Genomic DNA, 16,793 nt, shown 5'->3' with positions numbered 1-16,793 from the left:
ACTACAAAATAAATGATTATTGTTTAATTAATTATTAATTAGAGACTTTTATGAGATTATCAAATCAAACTTTATCACAACTACCTAAGGGGGTAGTTGTTCCAACTTATGATAGAAGCAAAATTAAAACCAAAATTGTTCATCTCGGTTTTGGCGCTTTTCATCGTGCTCATCAAGCTGTTTATACGGATATACTAGCTACACAGCATGATAGCGATTGGGGATACTGTGAAGTTAACTTGATTGGTGGTGAAGCTCAAATTCAAGATTTAAAACAACAAGATTGCTTATTTAGTGTTTGTGAAATGTCTTATGATAATTGGAATACCCGCGTTGTTGGTATTGCAAAAGAAGCATTACATGCAGATATTGATGGAATACAAAAAGTCTTAGCGGTGATGACTCGTCCTGAAATTGCGATTGTATCGATAACCGTAACTGAGAAAGGCTATTGCTATCTACCTTCGACAGCATCCATAGATACTAATAATCCATTAATTAGTCATGATATTTCTTATCCTTATGCACCCAAATCTGTTCCGGGCGTCATTGTTGAGGCATTACGTTTACGTAAAGAACAAGGATTAAAACCATTTACGGTGATGTCTTGTGATAATATGCCTGAAAATGGGCATGTTACACGTAATGTTGTTTTAGCATTGGCTAAACAGCGAGATCCTGATTTAGCCCAATGGATCAATGATAATGTTACATTTCCATCTACAATGGTTGACCGAATCGTACCAGCTGCAACGCCAGAAACTATGGTAAAAATAAACAAACAACTAGGTGGTATTGATGACCCTGCTGGTATTGCTGGTGAACCATTTAGGCAATGGGTTATTGAAGATAATTTTGTGGCAGGGCGCCCCCAATGGCAAAAAGCAGGTGCAGAATTAGTTAATGATGTATTGCCATATGAAGAAATGAAGTTACGCATGTTAAATGGTAGCCATTCTTTTTTTGCATATTTAGGCTATCTAGCCGGTTATTTACATATAGATGAATGTATGCAGGATAATAATTATGTTACAGCTGCTAGACATTTAATGCTAAATGAACAAGCAACAACGTTGCGAGTTAAAGATGTTGATCTTTCTGCTTATGCTGATTCATTACTTGATCGTTATCGAAATACCGGTTTAAAACATCGTACATGGCAAATTGCAATGGATGGAACATTGAAGCTACCTCAACGAATGCTTGATTCAATTCGTTATCATGTAGCTAATAATACTGCATTTGATTGTCTTGCTTTAGGTGTTGCTGCTTGGATGCGCTACGTTAGTGGGGTTGATGATGCGGGTAAATCTATTGAGGTAAGTGATCCTTCAATTATGCAAATAAACGAGCTTGTCGCAAATAGTGCCGATGATGAAAATAGAGTAAAAGCTTTATTGTCTTTAACTCATGTGTTTGGTAGTGACTTACCGCATAATCAACTTTTTGTCGATAAGGTAACAAATGCTTACCTAGCATTGCGAGATTTAGGTGCTAAACAGACAGTTAAAAATTTAACTGAACTTTTTAGTACTATAAATGCAACTAACAATAATTGATAATAACTAAGGTGTAATAGCTTATTTTAGTCATTACACCTTCTATAATCATATTTCTAGTTATTTAAAATATATAGTATTTTTTAAAAAAACTTTTCTTATATTTAAAAATCACCTACTATTTATTGTAATTTAATTTTATTACATAAAAATGGTATATGTTTAAACTTATTGAATTAAATATTTCTGAGCCGGTTAATCAGCAAGTTTATCGTGCATTAAGAAGAGCGATTATTACTTGTCAGGTGTTACCGGGAGTTTTACTTTCTGAAAAAGAGATTTCAAGTCAATTCAATGTATCACGTCAGCCAGTTCGTGAAGCATTTATCAAGTTAGCCGAAGCCGGGTTAGTTAAAATTTTGCCACAGCGAGGCACATTTGTAACAAAAATCTCCATTAAAAAAGTGGTTGATGGGCAATTTATCCGTGAAGCCGTTGAGTGTGCAATTATTAAACGAGTAGCACAAGAAATTACCGAATCCGATCTGGTATTATTGGATAAAAATCTTGCCGAACAAATAGATGCCAATAAGCGAAAAGATATTCGTTCTTTTTTGGAAAAAGATGACGAATTTCACCAAATTATAATGAATGTTATCGATTGTCCAATGGCTTGGGAAACGGTCGAAAATATCAAAGCAATGATGGACAGAGTTCGATATCTCACCTTAGAAGATATTTCTCCACCAGAAGACTTAGTAAAGCAACACAAAAAAATCGTTATGGCACTAAAAAAACATGATCCGGAAATGGCGGCATTGGCGCTGCATGAACATTTATCTACTATTCTACAAACCATAAATATAGTGTCACAACAACGTAATGATTGGTTTGTTGATTAGCTTAGGTAAATAATAAGATTAAGTTAAGAAAAAATATTTATAATGAGATTAATCATTATAAATAATAACTGAAACTTTCTATTATGATACGACAAGTTAAAATTCGAGTGTGTGGTCGTGTACAGGGTGTTGGTTTTCGCTTCTTTACTTATCAACAAGCGACCAAACTAGGTTTAGTTGGTTATGTTAAAAATTTAGATAATGGTGATGTAGAAATACTAATACAAGGGGATAGCATATCAATTGCTAAATTAATACAATGGTTTGAACAGGGTGGGCCAGCTTCAGCCCGTATAACAGCGATAAATGTTACAGAATTGATTCCTGAAAAACAATTAAATGCTTTTAATATCAAATATTAATTTTATACCTAATAAGGTATTTTATAATAATAGCCTATTGTTAAACAAAGTTAACATTGAAAGGTTTATTATTTATAAACCATTATTTAATTAATTGTTTAACGTTTACGCAAATATCCGAAAACACGATAACCTTCTATTTTCCATAATCCATCTTTATAAATTAACGGAAAAGTCACCCGACTGCTTGCGTTAGGGCCTGGATTTTGCTGAACAATTTCGATCTCATTGTCGCTAACTTTACTGATAATAGCAACATGGCCATATTGAGACCAGCCTAAAACAATAATATCTTCTACTTTAGGTTTGGTGGTTGATCCATTATGGAACTGAAGTAGATTACGTCTGGTATTCATTTTGCCATCAGGAATAGAATCATCGAAAAAATCTTTTGCATGGCCATAACTATCCGGCATTTTGTGATTGAAACGTTCATAATAGTAACGTTTAATAAATTCAACACATTGATATTTAAGACCTAAATTATAACCATCTTTAGTTACATTGCGACTACTGACATGATTTATATTGCCATTATAGTAAACTTTAACTCCATTGAATTCGTCGACAATTGTGCCAATTTTACTCTCATTAACATTTAAATCAGCATAAGCATAATGATAAAAACTAGCTGCTTCCAGCATTAATAAAAAAGTTAATAAATAGAGACTGTTTTTTAATCTAAATAACATATTGATTTCCTAATGATATTTTTAATCATTATTAAATGATTATAGCTAATTTTCAGACTTAAAAATTAAGCATAATAGATCTATATTACTAAAAATTTTATATATTAATAGATATATTATAGTAAATAATTAATCAATCAATGAAGAACGTAATATTTTATTTAAATTCAAATAGATGACAATTATTATTAATCTATTATCAAATACATTAAAATATATTTATTGGTATATTTTGAGGTATTTATGGTATTAATATTAATGTATCTGAATTATTATCAGAATGTCATTTAACTTCTTGCAATGTCAGATATTAATTTAATAAAAAATAAAGTAAAATAAATTAATATTTAGATGATTTGTCATAATGGTGTGCCTACGTTATTGATTAATCTTATTCAGGTAATTAACGTAAACTATGAATAAAAAAAATTTAATCTGTCTATTACTTCTTATTTTGATAGTTGGTGTTTATTATAGTTATCAAAAAAATGATGATGTGTTGAGCACGCCATCAAATGCAAATCAGCCTGAAACGCCAATTTATCAAAGTGATGATATGGTTACTAATGTTTATGATTTGTCCGGTAATATGGTATATAAAATTGAATCAGGCAAAGTAAAACATTTTGATAATAATGAAAATACTGATTTTGATTTACCTAATGTTACACTTTATGATCAGGAGCATGCTGCTACATGGCATATTCAAGCAAAACGGGCGACTTTGACAAAAGATAAACTAATTTATCTGTATCAAGATGTGACATTAACTAATTTAACACCTGATTCTCAGTTACAGCAAGTACTAACCGATGATGCAGTAGTTGATTTAACAACGCAAATTGTAACGTCTAAAGATCCGGTAAAAATTAGAGGAGTTGGTTTTTTCTCAACAGGTTTGGGATTAATTGGTAATTTGCGCGAAAAAACGGCTAATATACTTGAAAATATAAAAACTTTTTATAATAGTGAGGCTCAATAAAAAATGAGATCAAAAAAACAAACATTTTTTCCATTATTTTTTATGCTATGCGCATCATTTGCTTGTTTTGCTGATGACCCTAATGTTGTTACGCCATCTGCCTCACAAAATCAAAAAATGTTTGCCGATAATAAACCCATCACAGTTGATGCAGATAATCAGCAAATAGATATTGAAAAAAATATTATTACTTTTAATGGTAATGTCCAGATTATCCAAGAAGGTTTGACAATATGGGCAGATAAAGTGGTGATTACAGATATGCAAGATACAAGTAAACAAAAAATAACTGCATATGGTAAACCGGTAAAATATAAACAAATTCTTCCACAAAATAATAAAATTGTGACCGGTCATTCACAACAGGTTATCTATAATGTTAAAGAAAATAATATAGTATTACAAGGTAATGCAGTGTTATTTCAACAAGATAACCATATAAGTAGCTCAATTATTACTTATGATGTGAAAAAACAGCAAATAGTTGCACAACCAGGTAAAAAAGGCCGAGTGAAAAGTACTATCATTCCAAGTCAAGTAAAAGAGATGAATAAATAAATGGCAATTTTAAAAGCGGAAAATCTTGCTAAAGTTTATAAAAAACGACGAGTTGTTGAAGATGTTAGTTTAACCGTAAACTCTGGTGAAATAGTTGGTTTACTTGGCCCTAACGGTGCTGGTAAAACTACCACTTTTTATATGGTGGTTGGTATTGTGACTTTAAATGCCGGAAAAATTTACCTTGATGATCATGATATCAGTATTTTGCCATTACATGAGAGAGCGCAAAAAGGAATAGGGTATTTGCCTCAAGAGGCATCAATATTTAGGAAACTTTCTGTTATTGATAATATTATGGCTATTTTAGAAACTCGCAATGATATTGATAAAAATGAAAAGATTAATCGAGCAGAAGAGTTACTCGAAGAATTTCATATTACCCATATCCGAGACAATATTGGCCAATCATTATCCGGAGGAGAACGGCGACGAGTTGAGATAGCTAGGGCATTGGCGGCAAATCCTAAATTCATTTTACTCGATGAACCATTTGCGGGTGTAGATCCCATTTCGGTAATTGATATTAAAAATATTATTAAACACCTACGTGATCGTGGTTTAGGCGTACTGATTACCGATCATAATGTTCGTGAAACACTTGATGTTTGTGAACGAGCCTATATAGTGAATAAGGGACATTTAATTGCTGAAGGTACACCAGATAGTATATTAAATAATGACTATGTTAAACGTGTTTATTTAGGACATGAATTTAGATTATAGATTATGATGAAACAAGGCTTACAACTGAAGGTTTCGCAACAGTTGTCAATGACGCCACAATTACAATTAGCTATTCGATTGTTGCAATTGTCGACTTTAGAATTACGTCAAGAAATTCAAACTGTACTCGAAAACAATCCATTATTAGAGATTGCTGAACAGTATGATGAAATTAATGTTGAACAAGATGAACTAAACGAAAATATTGATACTCGTGAAGCATTAGATAGCCAAGAAATCCCCGAGGATATTCCATTAGATGCCTCATTAGATGATATTTACACAGCTGGTACTCCCTCAGGAACTCACTCAGATTATCGTAATGATGAGTTACCAATCTATCAAGGTGAAACACATGAAACATTGCATGATTACTTAAAATGGCAATTAGATTTAACACCATTTAGTGACATTGATCGTGCAATTGCTGTTTCGATTATTGAAGCTATTGATGACAGAGGTTATCTAACCGTTTCAACTGAAGAAATTCTAGAAGAACAAGGCAATAGTCAAATTGAACTTGATGAGGTTGAGGCAGTTTTAAAGCGAATTTGGCATTTTGATCCAATCGGTGTTGGAGCGAGATCTTTACAAGAATGTCTATCTATTCAAACTCAGCATTTAACTCCGCCAGTATTAGTTAAACAGATTATTGATAACTATTTAGATTTATTAGCAAATCATGATTATCGAACATTGAAAAAACGCTTAAATGCTACGGACGAACAGTTAAAAGAAGCCATTAATTTTATCCAGCATTTACAACCTTATCCTGGTGATTCGGTCAATACCTTACCTCCGGATTATGTTATTCCTGATCTTGTGGTAAAAAAGATGGATGGGAAATGGATAGCTGAATTAAACAGCGATACCGTTCCGACACTGCGCATTAATCAACAATATGCGGCAATGGAAAAAATTAGTAATGAAAATGATAGCCAATACATTCGCGCGCATTTGCAAGATGCAAATTGGTTTATTAAAAGTGTCGAAAATCGTAATGAGACACTATTAAAAGTGAGTCAATTTATTGTTGAGCACCAACAAGAATTTTTTGAAAATGGTGCTGAATATATGAAACCAATGATTTTGTCAGATGTTGCTATGGCGATTGATATGCATGAATCAACAATTTCACGCGTTACAACGCAAAAATATTTACAATGCCCTAATGGTATATTTGAGTTGAAATTCTTTTTCTCTAGCCATGTTAATACTGAATCTGGTGGTGAAGCATCATCGACAGCAATTCGGGCTTTAATTAAAAAATATATTTCTGAAGAAGATGCTAAAAAACCTTTAAGTGATAGTAAACTAGTTTCAATTTTAGAAAATCAAGGGATTATTATTGCCCGTCGAACGGTTGCTAAATATCGTGAATCTTTATCGATACCACCGTCAAATCAACGAAAACAGCTTTGATAATAATTGGCTGTTTTCGATTATTTTACTATTAATTTTTAAATCACTTTTTGTGTTTCGATAGTCATCATATCAGAGGTAAAAGATCCATCTGATTGTAATTCGAAGTAAGATTTTGTATCTTGAGATGCACTTATTTGATAAGTTCTTATCGCATCCACTAAATTATTCGGTGTACGCATACGTTTTATCCAACTATCAAAAGTCAAGGGTAAACGATGGCGTTGAATCTTATCAATAGTAAATCCAGCTTCGCTTAAAAATGTCAGCCATTCGCCAGGCGTATAGTCGCGTACGTGGGATGTATCACGTAGTGCTTCAACTGTTTGTAACCAAATATCTAAAATAGGTTGACCAGGAGAAACGACATCCATAATAATTAATTTACCATTTGGTTTGGTGATCCGATGTAATTCACGCAAACTTTTACCCACATCCTGCCAATGATGGGCAGAATAACGGCTGACGACAAGATCAAAATAGTTATCGTCAAATGGTTGATGTTCAGCATAACCTTGTACGGTGGTAATATTTTTTAAGTTACGTTCATTCGCAGTTTGTTCAACCACCGCTAACATTTGCTCTGATAGATCGTAAGCTGTTACGTGTTTAACCTGTTTTGCTGCAATAAAACTGACATGGCCTGCTCCACATCCCATATCTAAAAATTCAGCATTAGGATAATTAGTTAAAAAACTGGCTAGATATTCAAGATCAGCACCTTGAGCATGAACTTTACTGGTTAAGTAGGCGTTAGCTTGCTGGCCGAACTGTTGATTTACTTTATCGTGATGGGTTGTCATTAATTATTCCTATACAAGGCGCTTGCGCGCCTAAATAAATTAATTTAAGAATGTAGGAATTTTATGCTCAAAAGAGCTGATAGCATCTTCATGTTGCAGGGTTAAGCCAATATTGTCTAAACCATTTAATAAACAGTGGCGTTTGAAGGCATCAATTTTAAATGAATATTGTTTGTCACCAGCGATCACGACTTCGTTAACTAAATCAATAGTGAACTCAATTCCTTCATTTGCTTCAACAAGTTTAAATAACTCATCAACTTCTTCTTCAGACAAGTTAACTAATAATAGTTGATTATTGAATGAGTTATTATAAAAAATATCAGCAAAGCTAGAGCCAATAATAGTTTTAAATCCATAGTCAGTTAATGCCCACGGAGCATGTTCTCGAGATGAGCCACAACCAAAGTTTTCACGAGCTAATAAAATACTCGCGCCTACATATCGTGGTTTATTTAGTACAAATTCAGGATTAGGTTGTTTACCGGCATCATCTAAAAATCGCCATTCATGAAACGCATGTTGTCCAAATCCAGTACGAGTAACTTTTTGTAAAAATTGTTTAGGAATAATTGCATCGGTATCAACGTTCGCTGCATCTAAAGGAACGACTAATCCTGTATGTGTTGTAAATTTTGCCATGACAGCCTCCTTAAAATGGTTTGCGAATATCAGTAAAATGACCAGTAATGGCTGCTGCGGCTGCCATTGCAGGGCTGACGAGATGTGTTCTTGCATCACGACCTTGTCGACCTTCAAAATTACGATTACTGGTAGATGCACAGCGATCACCTGGAGCTAATTTATCATCATTCATCGCTAAACACATTGAACATCCTGGTAAACGCCACTCAAATCCAGCATCGATAAAAATTTTATCTAATCCTTCCGCTTCAGCTTGTTCTCTTACTGGACCTGAACCTGGTACGACAAGGGCCTGAACACCATCGGCAACTTTACGACCTTTAGCAACTTCAGCTGCGGCGCGAAGATCTTCAATACGGGAATTAGTACATGATCCAATAAATACTTTATTGATCTTGATATCTGACATTTTGGTACCGGCTGTTAATCCCATATAAGCCAAAGCTCTTTCAGCAGAATGTTTTTCAATTGGATCGGAAAAATCTTGAGGATTTGGTACTTGAGAATCAATAGCAGTTACTTGGCCTGGGTTAGTACCCCAAGTTACTTGTGGCGCAATATCTTTACCTTCCAAAGTAACAATGGTATCAAAGTGTGCACCTTCATCGGTTTTTAAAGTTTTCCAATAGGCGACAGCTTGCTCAAAGTCATCGCCTTTAGGAGAGAATTGTCGTCCTTTTAAATATTCAAAAGTGGTTTCATCTGGTGCAACTAATCCAGCTTTAGCCCCCATTTCAATTGCCATATTACATAATGTCATTCGGCCTTCCATTGATAAAGAAGTTATTGCTTCTCCACAAAACTCAACTACATGACCAGTACCACCTGCACTGGTTGTTTTACCAATGATCGCTAAGATAATATCTTTTGCGGTAATACCATCAGCTACTTTACCTTTGACTTCAATTTTCATTGTTTTAGCTCGACCTTGTTTCAACGTTTGAGTGGCTAAAACATGTTCAACTTCCGATGTCCCAATACCAAAAGCTAATGCGCCAAAAGCACCATGTGTTGCTGTATGAGAATCACCACAAACAATGGTCATACCAGGTAATGTCATCCCTTGTTCTGGACCAACAACATGAACAATACCGCGTAATGGACTTTGTAACCCATATAAAGATACACCAAATTCTTCTGCATTCTTGGCTAATTCAGTTAATTGGATTCGCGCCATTTCACTACAAGCACTTAAATCATTGCTTTTCGTTGAAGTATTGTGATCCATAGTAGCAAATGTTTTGTGTGGTTGACGAACTTTACGATTCATTGCTCGTAAGCCATCGAATGCTTGTGGAGAAGTAACTTCATGGACTAAATGGCGATCAATATACAAAATAGGCGTTTCATTAGGTGCTTCATAGACAACATGTGCATCGTATAATTTTTGATACAATGTTTTTGGTTTTGTAGACATTGCTTATATTCCTTTAATATTCTTGCAAAAGGGTTAATAAGATATATTAACCCTTACTTTAAAAATTAAATTAAACGACAAATGGTATCGCCCATTTCATCGGTAGAAACATAACTACCACCACGAGCAAGATCAATAGTACGAGTACCTTGTTCTAAAGCTTTATTAACTGCATTTTCAATGGCTTTAGCAATATCATCACGTTTTAAACTATAACGGACTAATAGTGCTAATGATAAAATTTGTGCAGCAGGATTAGCAATATTTTTACCTGCAATATCTGGTGCACTACCACCAGCGGGTTCATATAAACCAAAGCCATCTTCATTTAAACTAGCAGAAGGTAACATTCCCATTGAGCCAGTAATCATGGCGCATTCATCTGATAAGATATCACCAAATAAGTTAGAACAAAGTAATACATCAAATTGTGCAGGATCTTTCACTAATTGCATAGTGGCATTATCAATATACATATGCTCTAATGTGACATCAGGGTATTGTTTAGCTACTTCACTTACAACTTCACGCCACAAAATGGAAGTTTGTAGAACATTTGCTTTATCTACAGACGTTACTTTTTTACGACGGATTTTGGCTGCTTCAAATCCCATACGGGCAATTCGTTCAATTTCAAAGCGGTGATAAACTTCAGTATCAAAAGCACGCTCTTGTGGACCTGTTCCTTCACGACCTTTTGGCAAACCGAAATAGATACCACCAGTTAACTCGCGCATACATAAAATATCAAAGCCACGCTTAGCAATATCTTCACGTAACGGACATAATTCTTCTAAACCTTGATATAAACTAGCAGGGCGCATATTGGCAAATAATTTAAAATGTTTGCGTAATGGCAGTAGAGCACCGCGTTCAGGTTGTTGGTCTGGTGGTAAATTTGTCCATTTTGGACCGCCAACTGAACCAAATAAGATAGCATCGGCTTTTTCACATCCTTCTAGTGTTTCTTTTGGTAGCGGGCAACCATGAATATCAATTGCAGCACCACCTACATCATATTCACTAGTTGTAATGGCTAGGTTATATTTTTGTCGAATAACATCTAACACTTTATAGGCTTGTTTCATCACTTCTGGGCCTATACCGTCACCAGGTAATACTGCAATATGGTAATTTTGTGACATATCTATTCCTTAACAATCTAATTATATTTTAAGTATTTCGTTATTAAGTAACGAAACAATGTTTACTTTTTAGTCTTGCTGCAATTTCTGTTTTTGTTCTGCAACCTGATTTGCTCTATAAACATTATTTAACACATTAATTAATGCTAATGCTGATGAATGAACAATGTCGGTAGCAAGCCCAACTCCATGGAATTTACGTCCTTTATATTCGGCAACGATATCGACTTGACCCAAGGCATTTTCACCCTGTCCTTTAGATGCTAATTGGTATTTCACAATTGAAATAGGTTCGCCAGTAATACGATTTATCGCTTGATAAACAGCATCAACAGGGCCATTACCTGTTGCTGCATCTGAATATTTTTGATCGCCGATGATCAAACTAACTGAAGCTGTTGAAACGACAGTAGAGCCAGATTGTACATTAAAATAATCCAATACATAATGCTCTTCATCATCTTTTAGTTGATTAATAAAAATCAATGCTTCTAAATCATAATCGAAAACTTGGCCTTTTTTATCGGCAAGTTCTAAAAAGGCTTGGTAAACTTGATCTAAATTATAATCATTATCTTGATAACCTAATTCAGCTAAGCGATGTTTTACCGCTGCTCGGCCTGAGCGTGAGGTTAAATTTAGTTGAATTTGATTTAAGCCGATTGATTCAGGGGTCATTATTTCATAGGTTTCACGATTTTTTAGCACTCCATCTTGATGAATTCCTGATGAGTGAGCAAAAGCATTACTACCAATTACCGCCTTATTAGAGGGTATTGGTGTGTTAGTAATTTGGCTGACGATTTGACTGGTACGATAGATCTCTTGATGATTAATATTTGTGTGAACGTTTAAGATATTTTGGCGGACTTTAATCGCCATAATAACCTCTTCTAAAGCCGTATTACCAGCTCGTTCACCTAAACCATTCATCGCCCCTTCAATCTGCCTGGCACCTTCTTGAATCGCGCTAATCGAGTTAGCCACCGACATGCCCAAGTCATCATGGCAATGAACAGAGATAATCGCTTTATCAATGTTCGGGACACGTTCAAATAAGGTATGAATAATGCCACCAAATTGATAAGGGACAGTATAACCGACAGTATCCGGTATATTGATCGTGGTTGCCCCTGCTTGAATTGCTGCTTCAACAATCCTACATAAGTTATCAATTGGGGTACGGCCTGCATCTTCACAAGAAAACTCCACATCATCTGTATAATTACGTGCACGTTTAACACAGTGCACTGCCTGTTCAACGACATCATCAAATGTCATTTTTAATTTGTCTTTAACATGTAACGTTGATGTTGCCATAAAAGTATGAATACGAAATTGATCGGCTACTTTTAAAGCTTCAGCTGCTACATCAATGTCTTTATCAATACAACGAGATAATGCACAAACACGACTATTTTTAATGGTTTTAGCAATAGTTTGTACTGATTCAAAATCACCTGGAGATGAGATTGGAAAACCGACTTCCATTACATCTACTTGCATTCTTTCTAATGCTAAAGCTATTTGTAGTTTTTCTTTAACACTCAAACTTGCTTGTAACGCCTGTTCACCATCACGTAATGTTGTGTCAAAAATAATAATTTGATCGCTCATTGTTATTTCCTTTATATTTTAGCGCTATCCCGGTATTTCAAGTTAAGAAAACAAAAAACCCGCACTTTAGCGCGGGTTCTTGTAAATTTGTTGAGTCAATTATTAAATCACTTTTACTCCACACACAAGCTATCCGCGCACACTAATGCGAGGAGGAGGCTGAGTAGGAGGTTAGTACATTTAATCATTAACTTCTCAATTATTGTGTTATGTATAAATATTGATACTATTTCTATCAAAAAAAAAACTTAATGTCAATAATAAATATTGATTAAATCAAATATTAATCAGATACACAAATTACTCTTAAGCCTTCGGTTTCTTTTGGCATCTTTTTAATACTACCATCATTGAGATCAAGTGCGTAAAAATGTGTATAGTAGGGGTCGTAATCACGTGGTTCCCCCTTGCATTCGTCATCGTCATCGTCATCGTCATCCCAGCCATCATCATCCCAATCATCATCGTCGTCATCGTCACCAGTAATACGTAATTTTGGTTTAACTTTATGACTTTTTCTAATTAAATTGTTGTAATCATCATCGTAAACTCTACTCGATGTCCAGACCATATTTGACATCACATTACCTAAATCATCACTAGGGTAAACTTCATTAATTGTATTACCCCATTCACCTAAGAGAGTTTCGGTTGTACGGATATAATTATTTCTATTATTTTCTTCGTCAATTTCGGTGTGATAAAGAGCATTGGTTGCCTCATATCTTTCTGTAGGATACATAGCGATTCCCCCTTTACACTGACAATATTGATTAGCATATTTCAAGCCTTTGACAGTGTCAGTAGAGATAAAAAACCAATACTCTAATTCAAAACTATAAATAACCCTATTACCTACTTTTAATGAAAACCCCAGATCCCATAATTCATCAAGAATGGCATCGTCAGGTTTTTCACTAAAAGTTGGACCACTAAACTCAACCCTAAGTATATTGTTTTTACCGCTTAATTTTAATCCAACAGCCTGACTTTCTCGACTTTTTGTATAACTCACATCCTGCCATTTTGCACCTGATAACACAACATTAAAATATAATTTATCTGCAGCGGTAGTTGGAAAATTTGCCCAAGGGCGTTCTAAGTGTTTTTCGGCCGGCTTAAACCCTTTAGTTGGCGACCAAACTGTGGTTTGGTCTTTATAACGTGGCCATTCATTGAAATAATCATCATATTCTTGCTGTGTATAGGAATAGGGAGGATAACCTTTTTCTAATGAAGGTTGTAACCAACAAACATGGGGTAAGCCACCACTTAATGATCTAACATAGTAAGTTTTGCTAGCACTAGGATAGTTTTTATTATTAGGTAAACCATAAGTGGTTGAAAGTTCTGAATCTGAGGTAGTTAAAGTTACAGCATAAAAGCCAACGCAATCATCTAATTTATCACTTAATTTAACAGCCTTATTGTCACTATCTTTAATCTCAATTTTGAACGTCCCTGTTGCTTTAAATCCATCATCACCATCATTATCTTCAAAATATTGTTTGTCAGTTAAAATTGTTTCGAGCTCTTCTTGTTCCTTTTTATAATCAGATACCAACGTGATAATTTTATCAAATGTGTCAATAGAACTAGGCAAGTCGATTAATTCATCAGGGGAAGAGTTAAAATCAGGGCGATAATAGATTAAATTTGGATCTTCAACTGGTCCTTGTTCATTAGTGGACGGTGCTATTTGCGTTTGGTTATCGTCTTTTTTTACTGCTATCCAGAGTAAATCAATTATATCGGAAGGAGATCTATCTTGATTTATTGTAATATAGGGTGAATTACCATTTATATTAGAAGCGGTTACTTCATTTAATGCGAGAACAGGGATGCTATAGAATAGACATAGTATAATAACAAGTATGTATAATTTTATTGCTACAGCTTTACTCGTAAAAATAACGTATTTTCTATCCATGATAACGTCTTCTAATTAGCGCATTTTCCATTGCATTGCTTTTAAACGAATATGCTTATTAAGCACTTATATTATAATAATATTAATTTTTGTTAATGTAAATGATTTCATCGTTTATTTTGTTTAAATTATATTCTTAAAAAAACTAAAATGGTTTGTATCTTTTAGCAACGATGAATTGTTTAAGTAAAAAATATTTCTATATAATAATATTCAATTATGATAACTAAGTTGCTACTAATTAAATTTGATTGGTGCTATATTTCTATAAGCATTTAGATCGTAATTTTGACTAAGATATCTGATTAATCAAATTTAAAATTCATACTAACTATTATTTACTCACAATTAATAAGATGGGGTCAAAAGATGAACATTGTCGAAATTTCTCAAAAACGTTATACCACCAAACATTATGATAAAAGTAAAAAAATTCCCAAAGAAAAAATAGAACAATTACTTACAGTTTTAAGAAACAGTCCATCTTCAGTTAATTCACAACCTTGGCATTTTTATATTATTGATAATGATGCAGCTAAAAATAAAATTTTACCAGCTATAGCTGAATTTAATCAGCCACGAGTAACCGATTCATCTCATACTATTTTATTTTGTATTAAATCACCTTTAGAAGATGCCCATTTAGTTAATTTGCTTAACCAAGAAGAGAAAGATGGCAGATTACCATCATCCGAACTAAAACAAACTCAGGATGAGTCAAGACGTTTCTTTGTCACTAAAAATAGTAAGACAATTGAGTCACAACAGAGTTGGGAAGGTAAACAAACTTATTTAGCATTAGGACAATTACTTTTTGCCGCTGCTGCTATTGGTGTTGATTCTACCGCAGTGGAAGGCTTTGATTGTGAAAAAGTGGATGAAATTTTAAACTTAAAACAAAAGGGGCTAAAAAGCCTAGTTATTGCAACATTAGGTTATCGTTCTGAAAATGATGGTAATGCCCATCGTCCAAAATCACGTTTACCAGAAGAACAAATCTTCACTTTTTTATAACAAATTACCGCTATAACTTATCCCACCAGATGAACAGTGGGGTAAGTTTACGAGTGTTATTTTAAATAAAAATTATTATATTGCATTAGTTTATCTTCAAGAACTTGTCGTTGTTGGGATGTAAAATCCTCGTTATAAAATAGATAACCACTATTACAATTTATAATAAACAGATAACCTTTTTTTATTTTTCTTATTTTGTGTAATTGATCATACTTTATAACTGTGGTGCTTAATTGGGTTTTACTTGTCATTGTAAATCTATCTTCATAAAAAATGACCTTTGAATAAATAAAAATTTTATTACTTGTCTTACACCAATTTTCAGCTGAACATTTTAAACCAGGTTTGATACTGAAGTAGATTGCAATTGAATATATAATTGTAATACAAACGAAAAATAATGCATGGCTAGAATCTTTTATTAAAAAATAGCATGGTAAAAACATTACAAGTATATAAATAGGGGCCATTATAGATTTTTTAAATAGTAAATAATAAAAACAATAATAGATTCTATTAATATCCATTTCATAGGTGTCTATCTTTGCTATTTGTGTTTCTAAATTTTTTCCTAAATAATCACATAAAAAATCATGAATAATTTCTAGTTCATTTGATTTGAAAGACTGTTGACTAACAAAATAAAAATCTTGATTATTGATAAAAAATAAATAGCCGTCTTTAGTTTTATTAATGCAATATAAATCTTGATAGTAGAAAGTGTTGATTTCATTTTTATCTTTATTAAAAATGACTAATTTTTCATTATTAAACGACATAGTAAAGTATCGCATATTATCTGGTGTTGAATCATTCAATTTTTGTGCAAACTCATGGTCTAATACGCCATATTTTGCATAATAAGCATCTAACCAATACTGGGTATTAACATAATATTCAATAATTACAGTTTGTTTTTCCATTTTATTCCTTACGAATTTTTATAAATTATTTAGTATGCTTATACAGATTATCCAGTAAACAATCATATATTAATTGAATATTGAATTATATGTTAGTTGATAGTTTTTCTACATTTATAACATAATTCATAAATAACCCTAGACCATACAGCT

At 33.4% G+C, this 16,793-nt stretch carries 16 protein-coding genes; 8 read left to right on the top strand and 8 right to left on the bottom strand.

Features of this window, described 5'->3' with window-relative positions; all coding sequences use genetic code 11:
- Nucleotides 1–50: 50 nt before the first annotated feature.
- From AC5LWZ_RS10625 to yccX, 3 genes are all read left to right on the top strand, one after another.
- Nucleotides 51–1,559, top strand: coding sequence for a mannitol dehydrogenase family protein (locus tag AC5LWZ_RS10625; RefSeq protein WP_493463673.1), 1,509 nt, complete (start codon nucleotides 51–53; stop codon nucleotides 1,557–1,559).
- A gap of 158 nt (nucleotides 1,560–1,717) precedes the next feature.
- Nucleotides 1,718–2,401: a GntR family transcriptional regulator gene (locus tag AC5LWZ_RS10620; RefSeq protein WP_493463672.1), complete on the top strand. Its 684-nt coding sequence runs from the start codon at nucleotides 1,718–1,720 to the stop codon at nucleotides 2,399–2,401.
- 83 nt (nucleotides 2,402–2,484) lie between these two features.
- Nucleotides 2,485–2,763, top strand: coding sequence for an acylphosphatase (gene yccX / locus AC5LWZ_RS10615; RefSeq protein ID WP_294883868.1), 279 nt, complete (start codon nucleotides 2,485–2,487; stop codon nucleotides 2,761–2,763).
- Nucleotides 2,764–2,861: 98 nt separating this feature from the next.
- Here the strand turns inward: yccX and AC5LWZ_RS10610 are convergent, their stop codons facing one another.
- On the bottom strand, nucleotides 2,862–3,455 hold the full coding sequence (locus AC5LWZ_RS10610) for a CHAP domain-containing protein (RefSeq protein ID WP_493463671.1): 594 nt from the start codon (nucleotides 3,453–3,455) through the stop codon (nucleotides 2,862–2,864).
- A 415-nt stretch (nucleotides 3,456–3,870) separates the two neighbouring features.
- Between AC5LWZ_RS10610 and lptC the strand changes: the two genes are divergently transcribed.
- The 4 genes from lptC to AC5LWZ_RS10590 are packed head-to-tail and all read left to right on the top strand — an operon-like array spanning nucleotide 3,871 to nucleotide 7,143.
- Nucleotides 3,871–4,437 (top strand): LPS export ABC transporter periplasmic protein LptC, encoded by a 567-nt coding sequence (gene lptC, locus AC5LWZ_RS10605; RefSeq protein WP_493463670.1) that lies wholly within the window; start codon nucleotides 3,871–3,873, stop codon nucleotides 4,435–4,437.
- Nucleotides 4,438–4,440: 3 nt separating this feature from the next.
- A complete protein-coding gene (gene lptA / locus AC5LWZ_RS10600) occupies nucleotides 4,441–4,995 on the top strand; it encodes a lipopolysaccharide transport periplasmic protein LptA (protein WP_493463669.1) in 555 nt (184 codons plus the stop codon).
- The gene (gene lptB / locus AC5LWZ_RS10595; protein ID WP_110447227.1) at nucleotides 4,996–5,721 is read left to right on the top strand and encodes an LPS export ABC transporter ATP-binding protein; all 726 of its coding nucleotides are present in this window, start codon (nucleotides 4,996–4,998) and stop codon (nucleotides 5,719–5,721) included.
- 6 nt (nucleotides 5,722–5,727) lie between these two features.
- A complete protein-coding gene (locus AC5LWZ_RS10590; protein ID WP_493464203.1) occupies nucleotides 5,728–7,143 on the top strand; it encodes an RNA polymerase factor sigma-54 in 1,416 nt (471 codons plus the stop codon).
- Between the two features lie 38 nt (nucleotides 7,144–7,181).
- Here the strand turns inward: AC5LWZ_RS10590 and AC5LWZ_RS10585 are convergent, their stop codons facing one another.
- The 6 genes from AC5LWZ_RS10585 to AC5LWZ_RS10560 form a co-directional block, all read right to left on the bottom strand.
- A complete protein-coding gene (locus tag AC5LWZ_RS10585) occupies nucleotides 7,182–7,946 on the bottom strand; it encodes a class I SAM-dependent methyltransferase (protein ID WP_493463668.1) in 765 nt (254 codons plus the stop codon).
- Between the two features lie 39 nt (nucleotides 7,947–7,985).
- Nucleotides 7,986–8,588 (bottom strand): 3-isopropylmalate dehydratase small subunit, encoded by a 603-nt coding sequence (gene leuD / locus AC5LWZ_RS10580; RefSeq protein WP_493463667.1) that lies wholly within the window; start codon nucleotides 8,586–8,588, stop codon nucleotides 7,986–7,988.
- 10 nt (nucleotides 8,589–8,598) lie between these two features.
- Nucleotides 8,599–10,008 (bottom strand): 3-isopropylmalate dehydratase large subunit, encoded by a 1,410-nt coding sequence (leuC, locus tag AC5LWZ_RS10575; protein ID WP_086363823.1) that lies wholly within the window; start codon nucleotides 10,006–10,008, stop codon nucleotides 8,599–8,601.
- A 65-nt stretch (nucleotides 10,009–10,073) separates the two neighbouring features.
- Nucleotides 10,074–11,153: a 3-isopropylmalate dehydrogenase gene (gene leuB, locus AC5LWZ_RS10570; protein ID WP_086363822.1), complete on the bottom strand. Its 1,080-nt coding sequence runs from the start codon at nucleotides 11,151–11,153 to the stop codon at nucleotides 10,074–10,076.
- A 69-nt stretch (nucleotides 11,154–11,222) separates the two neighbouring features.
- Nucleotides 11,223–12,770 carry a 2-isopropylmalate synthase gene (gene leuA / locus AC5LWZ_RS10565; protein WP_198200776.1) on the bottom strand — a complete coding sequence of 516 codons (1,548 nt, stop codon included), beginning with the start codon at nucleotides 12,768–12,770 and terminating at the stop codon, nucleotides 11,223–11,225.
- Nucleotides 12,771–13,053: 283 nt separating this feature from the next.
- On the bottom strand, nucleotides 13,054–14,700 hold the full coding sequence (locus AC5LWZ_RS10560; protein ID WP_110447231.1) for a hypothetical protein: 1,647 nt from the start codon (nucleotides 14,698–14,700) through the stop codon (nucleotides 13,054–13,056).
- A gap of 369 nt (nucleotides 14,701–15,069) precedes the next feature.
- Between AC5LWZ_RS10560 and nfsB the strand changes: the two genes are divergently transcribed.
- Entirely contained in the window at nucleotides 15,070–15,714 is a 645-nt protein-coding gene (gene nfsB, locus AC5LWZ_RS10555; RefSeq protein ID WP_493457101.1) for an oxygen-insensitive NAD(P)H nitroreductase, read from the top strand.
- Nucleotides 15,715–15,770: 56 nt separating this feature from the next.
- Here nfsB and AC5LWZ_RS10550 read toward each other — a convergent pair whose 3' ends face one another.
- On the bottom strand, nucleotides 15,771–16,640 hold the full coding sequence (locus AC5LWZ_RS10550; RefSeq protein WP_493463666.1) for a hypothetical protein: 870 nt from the start codon (nucleotides 16,638–16,640) through the stop codon (nucleotides 15,771–15,773).
- Nucleotides 16,641–16,793: the final 153 nt, after the last annotated feature.

Source organism: Gilliamella sp. LMG 34362, assembly GCF_984569125.1.
Note: the sequence above shows the minus strand (reverse complement) of the source record. Positions and strands in the feature narration are given on the sequence as shown.

What these genes read in the sequence shown, in the direction of transcription:
- AC5LWZ_RS10625 (WP_493463673.1), top strand. Translation starts at nt 51, where the DNA reads ATGAGATTATCAAATCAAACTTTATCACAACTACCTAAGGGGGTAGTT.
- AC5LWZ_RS10620 (WP_493463672.1), top strand. Translation starts at nt 1,718, where the DNA reads ATGTTTAAACTTATTGAATTAAATATTTCTGAGCCGGTTAATCAGCAA.
- yccX (WP_294883868.1), top strand. Translation starts at nt 2,485, where the DNA reads ATGATACGACAAGTTAAAATTCGAGTGTGTGGTCGTGTACAGGGTGTT.
- AC5LWZ_RS10610 (WP_493463671.1), bottom strand. Translation starts at nt 3,455, where the DNA reads ATGTTATTTAGATTAAAAAACAGTCTCTATTTATTAACTTTTTTATTA.
- lptC (WP_493463670.1), top strand. Translation starts at nt 3,871, where the DNA reads ATGAATAAAAAAAATTTAATCTGTCTATTACTTCTTATTTTGATAGTT.
- lptA (WP_493463669.1), top strand. Translation starts at nt 4,441, where the DNA reads ATGAGATCAAAAAAACAAACATTTTTTCCATTATTTTTTATGCTATGC.
- lptB (WP_110447227.1), top strand. Translation starts at nt 4,996, where the DNA reads ATGGCAATTTTAAAAGCGGAAAATCTTGCTAAAGTTTATAAAAAACGA.
- AC5LWZ_RS10590 (WP_493464203.1), top strand. Translation starts at nt 5,728, where the DNA reads ATGAAACAAGGCTTACAACTGAAGGTTTCGCAACAGTTGTCAATGACG.
- AC5LWZ_RS10585 (WP_493463668.1), bottom strand. Translation starts at nt 7,946, where the DNA reads ATGACAACCCATCACGATAAAGTAAATCAACAGTTCGGCCAGCAAGCT.
- leuD (WP_493463667.1), bottom strand. Translation starts at nt 8,588, where the DNA reads ATGGCAAAATTTACAACACATACAGGATTAGTCGTTCCTTTAGATGCA.
- leuC (WP_086363823.1), bottom strand. Translation starts at nt 10,008, where the DNA reads ATGTCTACAAAACCAAAAACATTGTATCAAAAATTATACGATGCACAT.
- leuB (WP_086363822.1), bottom strand. Translation starts at nt 11,153, where the DNA reads ATGTCACAAAATTACCATATTGCAGTATTACCTGGTGACGGTATAGGC.
- leuA (WP_198200776.1), bottom strand. Translation starts at nt 12,770, where the DNA reads ATGAGCGATCAAATTATTATTTTTGACACAACATTACGTGATGGTGAA.
- AC5LWZ_RS10560 (WP_110447231.1), bottom strand. Translation starts at nt 14,700, where the DNA reads ATGGATAGAAAATACGTTATTTTTACGAGTAAAGCTGTAGCAATAAAA.
- nfsB (WP_493457101.1), top strand. Translation starts at nt 15,070, where the DNA reads ATGAACATTGTCGAAATTTCTCAAAAACGTTATACCACCAAACATTAT.
- AC5LWZ_RS10550 (WP_493463666.1), bottom strand. Translation starts at nt 16,640, where the DNA reads ATGGAAAAACAAACTGTAATTATTGAATATTATGTTAATACCCAGTAT.